We start from the raw sequence: 5,004 nt of genomic DNA, 5'->3' as shown, positions 1-5,004 counted from the left end.
TTTTTGGAGGATGATTCAGAATGAAAGGTTATAATTTTCAAAAGATGCTAAAACAAGCTCAGCAAATGCAGAAGCAAATGGAAAGTACACAATCTGAGCTTGAAGATACAGAAGTAACAGGTGTTGCAGGTGGTGGAGTAATTACTGTTGTATTTAATGGCAAAAATGAACTTAAATCTATAAAAATTAAGCCTGAAGCAATTAATCCTGAAAACCCTGAAAGTGTTGATGAAGATACAGTTGAAATGCTTGAAGATCTAGTTACAAGCGCAATTAAAGATGCAAATACCAAAGTAAATTCTATGGTTCAAGAAAGAATGTCTTCTATTACCGGTGGACTAAACATGAACATTCCAGGATTATTCTAATGCAATATACAAAACCCTTAGCACGTTTAATTGAAGAATTCCAGAAACTTCCGGGCATCGGGCCAAAATCAGCTCAAAGAATGGCTTTTTACCTTTTAAAAATGCCTCTTGATGAGGTGAGACAATTCAGCAATGCTTTAATTGAAGCAAAAGAAAAAATTAAGTATTGCAGAACCTGTTTTAATATGTCTTCTCAGGACCCTTGCGAAATATGCTCAGACTCGAGAAGAGATATTCACACTATATGTGTAGTTGCTGAAACCAAAGACTTAGTTGCCCTTGAAAGAACTAAAGAATTCAAAGGTAAATATCATATTCTTCAAGGACTAATTTCTCCATTAGATGGTATTGGTCCAGATGATTTGAGAATTAGAGAGTTGCTTGAAAGACTTACCCAAACAGAATTAGTAGAAGTTATTCTTGCCTTAAATCCTTCTGTAGAAGGTGAAGCAACAAGTTTATATTTAGCTAAATTACTTAAACCTTTTGGCATAAAGGTTTCAAGAATTGCCTTTGGTTTGCCTGTTGGTAGCGATTTAGAATATGCTGATGAAATAACTCTGGCTAAAGCCCTTGAAGGCAGACGAGAAATGTAACCAAATAAAGAATAGAGGAGTTCTCTTTTGAGAACTCCTCTATTCTTTATTTGGTTTATTGATTAGAACATAGAAAGTGCGCCACCTTGTGTCTTCATCTGACTAATCATTTGATCCATCAGACTAAATTCATTTACTAATCTTTTTCTTACTGATTCAAGGCGCAATTCACCTCTTTTAATAGATTTATCGATATCCGTTATACTTGTTTCCATAGATTTCTTTTTAGTATTAAAGTACCCGTTTGTAGGATCAAGAGCACTCTCTACTTTTGATTCCAATGTCTGCATAATACCTGTTATACCAGCAGAACTATCGCCAACTAATAAGGCTTTTACATCAGATGGATTTTCAGAAAGCGCTTCCAGAAATTTATCAGTATCAAGGCTTAATGCGGTTGCTCCTACTTTTGCACTTGTACCGACAGAACCACTGGTTATACCTATCATTCCAAAACTATCATATTTTGTTAGCCCACTTACGGAACCTGTAGCAGTCTGCCTTAAATCATTTCTAAGTCTCACTAAGGAATAATCAGACTTTAAATTTCCTGATTTAGATGTAGTTGCATCGATTTCACTAACAATTTCATTAAACTTACTAAGAAAATTATTAACTGCTGTTACTAATTGACCTGTATCCTGCGAAACATTGATATTTATAGTTTTACCAACTTCTGTTTCATCAAGAAGATTCACCGTTAAACCAGAAATACCAGTAATATCACCTGTTAATGTATTAGAGTTAGCATATAAAGCAGTTTCTGATCCATTGAGATAAACTTTAGCGTTACTACCCAGTGTGTTAACCTGAGAAGCCATTGCATCACCATCAGACTTGATTAAACCCATTGCTGTTAAAAAGTTGCTTGTTGGAGGCTCTGTATCAGTTGGATCAACGTTAGAAGAATCCATCATATTAATTGCTACTTGACCTGGGTTTTTAGATGTTAATACGAGTTTATTCGTTTTAAGATCGTACCTGGCAACTACACCTGCATCCTCATCATTATTAATTTTATTAATCAGCCCATTAAATGTAGTTGTTTCATCAATAGTAAAAGTAGCTTTACCTATTTTAAAAGTACCTAAAATATCTTCAGCAACAAACTGATTTAGGTTTACATCATTATCTGCTATTGTACCTAAAGTATCAATAGCACTCAAAGCATTATCACTAGTAAATGCCTTTGATACATCGGGGACTAGATCCTGTGCTGAGGCAGTAGATAACTGAGTGATGTTCCAGAAATTACTAGTATCCCCACTGGATCCTAATACAACGGTTTTCGTACTGTCAAAAGATATTTGGAATTTACCATCAACAATATTTGCAGTTACACCAACACCAGGAGTATTATTGATTGTATCTTTGACATCATTAAGAGTGTCAGTTTCATCAATAGTAAATTCTTTTTTTACGCCATCAACAAATATACTAAATTTTCCAGTAGTGCCTTGATTGTCTCCTAGTTTAGTGATTAATTCATCCCCAGTAACTGTATCAGCTACTTTATTTGTATCAAGGGTTTGAGCTTTAGTAGCAGTGGCTAACTGCTCAATTTTAAGGGTAATATTCTGAATAGCGGAATTATTACTGGCAGTAGCCGTAGCAATAGCAGTATTGGAGCTAGCAGCTAATCTTTTAGAAAATAGATCAAATGAAGCGCCCAAATTAGTATCAGTTAGTTTTTCTATATTAGACCTTAGAGAACTAACTTTGCTCTCTAACGTATTTAATGTAGTTTTAGATGTTTGAATTGTATATTTTTTTTGATAAAGAGTATCGACAGGACGTCTTTCTATCGACATTAACTGTTCAATCCAATCAGATACTGGAAGTCCTGATCCAACTCCACTAAAACTAATTGACATTGCCACTACTCCTTGTATTTATATACATCATAAGTCCTTTTAAACTATTTCTAATCCTTTAAAGATAGTATTTGATCATCCTGTAAGTACTATAGTTTAGTATTCCATTTTTGGCAATATTTTAAACATTTTAGCTGTAAAGTTTACAATTTATTTAATTATTTGTATCAGTTAATAACTGTGGTAAAAAATTAGAAAAAAATTCCAGAAGCTAATTCGGAGAAATTTAAGGCAATAATTTAAAACCAATTTAAAAAGCAGGTTCACTAGGAACCTGCTTTTTATGTTAATCAAATAATTCTTATTTGTTAACCATTTCTTTGAATTTTTTACCTGCTGTGAAGGTAGGAACTGTTTTTGCAGGTATTTTAATTTCTTTACCTGTTTGTGGGTTTCTACCTGTTCTTTCAGCACGTTTGCGGGATTCGAATGTACCGAAGCCTACTAAAGTTACTTTTTTACCTTTAGAAACTGTTTTTTCAACAACATCTACAAATACTGATAAGATATCAGCAACTTCTTTTTGTGTAACTTTAGCTTTTTTAGCGACCTCTTGTACTAATTCTTCCTTATTCATCCATAAACTCCTTTCCTAAAAGAATAAATGCGGACATATATATTATATTTAATAAGTTAAAATACGCAAGAGTTTTTTTTATCAAATATTTTAAAAAATTTTTCCGAGCTATTCTAAAATCAGTGTTATACTTGTAATTCTCATACACATGGAAACAGCTGAAAATATCAATTCTGACTAGCTTTTTTTAAAAATTCGTTTAAAATTGTAGTTAGATAAAAAACTAACCTACCTAGGAAAATCATGAAAATTCATCAAAAAAAATTAATCCTGTTGCTTAGCCTGGTCTACTTACAGTGGAATAATCCTGTTAGTACAGTTTACTCACAGGACTTATTGCCTGCCCAGTTTAATCCAGGTGTATCATCGGGCATCTCCACTCAATTCGACTTAAAGATTAATAAAGAAAAATTCAATGATATTCCTGACAGTATAATCAACCCATGCCCTCAAGATGCATTAAAATTAGACAGTGCATTCTATCCGAATTTAGATTCAAGCTATGGGGATTTATCAGGTCTTGATATTCTTACATTTGACAGATTAAAAGAAAAATTTGTTAAAGCTAAGAAAGAAAAAAACAAAAATGGTATAAAAATAGAGGATATACCTCAAGTATATGAAATTGCGTTGTCTACGCTGCGTGAAGAGAGTAAAGACTATATAAAAACAGTGAATATTGGAGAGCACGGACATCCTGAAAATTTCGTAAATGTTGCATCAAAAAATAAATCAGATCAGCATAATCCTGATTCTCAAGTAATTATAGATAAAATCAAAAACTTAATCAGCAAAGGCAAAACTGATGAAGCAATAAAACTACTTGATCAAGAAGCATTTAAACCTCAAAAAGATGCCTGGTATATGGCTGAACTTGCGGGCTTGTATGAGCAAATTAATAAATACAACCGAGCGACTAACCTTTATGAAAAAGCATTAACCCTTAAACCAGATAGAATTGAACTTTTATATAGTTATGCTTATTGTCTATATAAAGATAAGAAGCTCGCTAAAGCAGAGAAGCAGATGAAGAAGGTATTAAAAATTGATCCCAAATTCACACTTGCTCATTATAACCTTGGTAACATTTACTTTAAGAATGGCAAATATTATGATGCGCTGAAATCTTTTAATGAAGCAATCAAACTGAATCCCTTATCAGCTGATGCATACTACAATACAGGCTTGATTCTTGAATTAATAGGTAAAAAAGATCTTGCTGTAAAATATTATGATAGATGCCTTACGCTAAAATCTGATGATGCTCAAGCACAAGAAGCCTTAAAAAGATTACAAAAAAAGAAATAAAATGATATCCGGCTATAAGCATTTCAGCATTGGTCAAATATTAACTAAGTAAACAAGAAAAAGTTTTTACACATTTATAAAATAGTAGAAAGGTCATCCCGGGCTTGACCCGGGATCTAACCACATTTCAACTCTAAGCTATAACTGTATAGATGCCGGAACAAGTCCGGCATGACATCAGTAAGTATTTTTTCTTTTCTCCTTAAAATAATTGAGAGTCATTGCGAACCTTGTAGCAAGGATATTTTCTAAAATCGTTGTTGTGAAGCAATCTCTAAGCA

At 33.0% G+C, this 5,004-nt stretch carries 5 protein-coding genes; 3 read left to right on the top strand and 2 right to left on the bottom strand.

The window, feature by feature from the left end; translation table 11 throughout:
• The first annotated feature begins 20 nt into the window (after positions 1-20).
• Both A2255_08945 and A2255_08940 read left to right on the top strand, forming a co-directional pair.
• Entirely contained in the window at positions 21-368 is a 348-nt protein-coding gene (locus tag A2255_08945; GenBank protein ID OGI22628.1) for a nucleoid-associated protein, YbaB/EbfC family, read from the top strand.
• Complete coding sequence (locus tag A2255_08940) at positions 368-964, top strand: recombination protein RecR (protein OGI22627.1); 597 nt, start codon at positions 368-370, stop codon at positions 962-964. Before A2255_08945 ends, A2255_08940 begins: the two co-directional genes overlap by 1 nt.
• 62 nt (positions 965-1,026) lie before the next feature.
• Here the strand turns inward: A2255_08940 and A2255_08935 are convergent, their stop codons facing one another.
• Both A2255_08935 and A2255_08930 read right to left on the bottom strand, forming a co-directional pair.
• Complete coding sequence (locus A2255_08935; GenBank protein ID OGI22626.1) at positions 1,027-2,838, bottom strand: hypothetical protein; 1,812 nt, start codon at positions 2,836-2,838, stop codon at positions 1,027-1,029.
• Between the two features lie 301 nt (positions 2,839-3,139).
• On the bottom strand, positions 3,140-3,415 hold the full coding sequence (locus A2255_08930) for a DNA-binding protein (protein ID OGI22625.1): 276 nt from the start codon (positions 3,413-3,415) through the stop codon (positions 3,140-3,142).
• A 243-nt stretch (positions 3,416-3,658) separates the two neighbouring features.
• Here A2255_08930 and A2255_08925 point away from each other — a divergent pair, with 243 nt between their 5' ends.
• The gene (locus A2255_08925; GenBank protein OGI22624.1) at positions 3,659-4,723 is read left to right on the top strand and encodes a hypothetical protein; all 1,065 of its coding nucleotides are present in this window, start codon (positions 3,659-3,661) and stop codon (positions 4,721-4,723) included.
• Positions 4,724-5,004 lie beyond the last annotated feature (281 nt).

It is taken from the genome of Candidatus Melainabacteria bacterium RIFOXYA2_FULL_32_9, from assembly GCA_001784615.1.
GTDB lineage: Bacteria > Cyanobacteriota > Vampirovibrionia > Gastranaerophilales > UBA9579 > UBA9579.
Note: the sequence above shows the minus strand (reverse complement) of the source record. Positions and strands in the feature narration are given on the sequence as shown.